Raw genomic sequence first — 3,698 nt, 5'->3', positions numbered from 1 at the left:
GGGCTTTTTCGGGCCCGGGGTCGGACATGCCGAAGGCCCGGCCCCCGAGGGGAACCGGGCCTTCGTAAGGCAACGGGCCGCGCTTACTCGGCGGCCTCAACCGCCTCCGCGGTCTTCCGAGTACGCCGACGAGGCTTGGCAACCGTGGCCTCGGGGGCGTCCCCCTCAGCCGTGGCGGCGACAGCCTTCCGCGTACGGCGACGCGGCTTCGACTCCTCCGTCGGCTGAGCCGGAATCTCCGCCGCGACGACGGCTTCGGCGGCCTTCTTCGTACGGCGGCGCGGCTTGGCGGGCGCCTCGGCGTCCACGGCCTCGACGACGGCTTCGGCGGCCTTCTTCGTGCGGCGACGCGGCTTCGCAGGGGCCTCGGCCTCCGCAGCCTCGACGACGGTCTCTGCGGCCTTCTTCGTGCGACGGCGCGGCTTGGCGGGGGCTTCCGCCTCCACGGCCTCGACGGTGTCGACGACGGCCTCGGCGGCCTTCTTCGTCCGGCGGCGCGGCTTGGCGGGGGCCTCAGCCTCCGCAGCCTCTACCGCCTCGACGGTGTCGACGACGGCCTCAGCGGCCTTCTTCGTGCGACGACGCGGCTTGGCAGGGGCTTCCGCCTCCACCACCTCGGCGGTCTCGACGACGACCTCCGCAGCCTTGCGGGTGCGGCGACGCGGCTTGGCGGGGGCTTCCGCCTCCACCGCCTCGACCGTCTCGACGACGGCCTCGGCGGCCTTCTTCGTACGACGGCGCGGCTTGGCGGGGGCCTCAGCCTCCGCAGCCTCTACCGCCTCGACGGTGTCGACGACGGTCTCCGCAGCCTTGCGGGTGCGGCGGCGCGGCTTCGCGGGGGCCTCGGCGGCCTCCGGCACCACGGCCTCGACCGTCTCCACCGTCTCGACGACGGCCTCGGCGGCCTCGGCGGCCTCGCCGGAACGGGTCCGGCGACGGCGGCGCGGCGTGCGCGGCTCCACCAGCTCTGCGGCGGGCGCCGGCTCCGTGGACGCCGGGGTCTCGACCGACGGAGTCGCCGTAGCGTCCAGCGGGGTGCCCGACCGCGTACGGCGCCGACGGCGCGGCGTACGAGCGGGACGCTCCTCGGCAGGAGCACTGGAAGCGGCGGGACCGGAACCGGAGCGGCCGCGGTCGCGGTCCTGCGAGCGGCCGTTTCCGCGGCCCCCGCGGGCGCCACGCCCACCCGTCTCGCCGAGGTCCTCGATCTCCTCCGCGCCCAGACCCGCACGGGTCCGCTCGGCGCGCGGCAGCACACCCTTGGTGCCCGCCGGGATGCTCAGCTCCTCGAAGAGGTGCGGAGAGCTCGAGTACGTCTCGACCGGGTCGGCGAAGCCGAGGTCCAGCGCCTTGTTGATCAGCTGCCAGCGCGGGATGTCGTCCCAGTCGACCAGCGTGATCGCGATGCCCTTGGCACCCGCGCGGCCGGTGCGGCCGATGCGGTGCAGGTACGTCTTCTCGTCCTCGGGGGACTGGTAGTTGATGACGTGCGTGACGCCCTCGACGTCGATGCCGCGGGCGGCGACGTCGGTGCAGACGAGCACGTCCACCTTGCCGTTGCGGAACGCGCGCAGCGCCTGCTCACGGGCGCCCTGCCCGAGGTCGCCGTGCACGGCGCCCGAGGCGAAGCCGCGCTTCTCGAGCTGCTCGGCGATGTCGGCGGCGGTCCGCTTCGTACGGCAGAAGATCATCGCGAGCCCGCGGCCGTCGGCCTGCAGGATGCGCGCGATCATCTCGGGCTTGTCCATGTTGTGCGCGCGGTAGACGAACTGCGCGGTGTTCGCGACGGTCTGGCCCTCGTCGTCCGGCGCGGTGGCGCGGATGTGCGTGGGCTGCGACATATAGCGACGCGCGAGGCCGATGACGGCGCCCGGCATGGTCGCCGAGAACAGCATCGTCTGGCGCTTGGCCGGCAGCATGTTGATGATCCGCTCGACGTCGGGCAGGAAGCCCAGGTCGAGCATCTCGTCGGCCTCGTCGAGGACCAGGCACTTGACGTGCTTGAGGTCGAGCTTGCGCTGACCGGCGAGGTCGAGCAGCCGGCCCGGCGTGCCGACGACGATGTCGACGCCCTTCTTGAGCGCCTCGACCTGCGGCTCGTAGGCCCGGCCGCCGTATATGGCGAGGACGCGTACGTTCCGCGCCTTGCCGGCGGTCAGCAGGTCGTTGGTGACCTGCTGGCACAGCTCACGGGTGGGGACGACGATGAGGGCCTGCGGCGCCTCGGTCAGCTGCTCGGGCTTGGCCCGGCCCGCCTCGACGTCCGCGGGGACGGTGACGCGCTCGAGGAGCGGAAGGCCGAAGCCGAGCGTCTTGCCGGTGCCGGTCTTGGCCTGGCCGATGACGTCGGTGCCGGAGAGGGCAACGGGGAGCGTCATCTCTTGGATGGGGAACGGGCTGATGATGCCGACGGCTTCGAGAGCCTCGGCCGTCTCGGGGAGAATCCCGAGATCGCGGAAAGTCGTAGTCAGGGCATTGCCTCTTCTGTGAGACGCGGCCTGAGGCGAACACTGGGGGTCGTGACCGTGCCACTACCGCCGGCTGCTTGGGGGGCGGGCCGGGGGCGCGGGACCACTGCCTGCGCTCGAGCGCTCATACCGCTGAGGTTCCCTCCTCATGCCGTACGCGCTGTGCGCACCGCCTGGAGGGCTGTCGGGCGGAGCCGATCGGGCCTCCGACCGGGCATCCTCATTCATACGGCCCGTCGAATATTCGGCAGGCGCTTTATCACTGTACCCCGGAATCGCGCAGCCGTGTCTGGCGAATTGGTCACGTAGTCGTAGTCACAGTCACTGACCAGGCCCTTACGCGTTGCTGCGAGCGGGCTATTGTGCGGTTTATGGAGACGCCTGACACCGCCGCTGACACGCCCGCCGAACCGACCGGAGTCGCCGCCCAGGACTGGGCGACCGCTTCCGCCGAGCCGCACTACCGCGCCGCGGTGGTGGATCTGCTCGGCGCGCTCGCCTATGGAGAGCTCGCGGCGTTCGAGCGGCTCGCGGAGGATGCGAAGCTGGCGCCGACGCTCGGCGACAAGGCGGAGCTGGCGAAGATGGCGTCGGCGGAGTTCCACCACTTCGAGCAGCTCAGGGACCGGCTCTCGGCGATCGGCGCGGACCCGACCGAGGCGATGGAGCCGTTCGTCGCGGCGCTCGACGGCTTCCACCGTCAGACCGCGCCGTCGGACTGGCTCGAGGGCCTGGTCAAGGCGTACGTCGGCGACTCGATCGCCAGTGACTTCTACCGCGAGGTCGCGGCGCGGCTCGACGGCGACACGCGCGGGCTCGTGCTCGGTGTGCTCGACGACACGGGGCACGCGAGCTTCGCGGTGGAGAAGGTGCGGGCCGCGATCGACGCGGATCCTCGTGTGGGCGGGCGGCTTGCTCTGTGGGCGAGGCGTTTGATGGGCGAGGCGCTTTCGCAGTCGCAGCGGGTTGTGGCCGACCGGGATGCGTTGTCGACCATGCTGGTCGGGGGCGTTGCCGATGGGTTCGACCTTGCCGAGGTCGGGCGGATGTTCTCTCGGATCACTGAGGCGCACACGAAGCGGATGGCTGCGCTGGGCTTGGCCGCCTAGATGGTTGATGTGCTTTTACGTGCTGGTCAGCCGGGTCGGGTGGTCGTAGTGGATCAGTGAACGCTTCTTTTCGGTGCTGCAGGCCCAGTTGTGCCAGATCGCCGCGTTGAGGGCCAGGAGC

General features: G+C 71.4%; 2 protein-coding genes. One reads left to right on the top strand and one right to left on the bottom strand.

What is annotated here, in order from left to right; genetic code table 11:
• Nucleotides 1-83 precede the first annotated feature (83 nt).
• Nucleotides 84-2,378: a DEAD/DEAH box helicase gene (locus tag E2651_RS42030; protein ID WP_245239543.1), complete on the bottom strand. Its 2,295-nt coding sequence runs from the start codon at nucleotides 2,376-2,378 to the stop codon at nucleotides 84-86.
• A 461-nt stretch (nucleotides 2,379-2,839) separates the two neighbouring features.
• On the opposite strand from E2651_RS42030, the gene E2651_RS42025 reads away from it, so the two are divergent.
• Nucleotides 2,840-3,577: a ferritin-like fold-containing protein gene (locus E2651_RS42025; protein ID WP_135336531.1), complete on the top strand. Its 738-nt coding sequence runs from the start codon at nucleotides 2,840-2,842 to the stop codon at nucleotides 3,575-3,577.
• Nucleotides 3,578-3,698 lie beyond the last annotated feature (121 nt).

It is taken from the genome of Streptomyces sp. MZ04 (assembly GCF_004684775.1).
GTDB lineage: Bacteria > Actinomycetota > Actinomycetes > Streptomycetales > Streptomycetaceae > Streptomyces.
The sequence above is the reverse complement of the archived record's forward strand: the minus strand, read 5'-3'. Positions and strand labels throughout refer to the sequence as shown.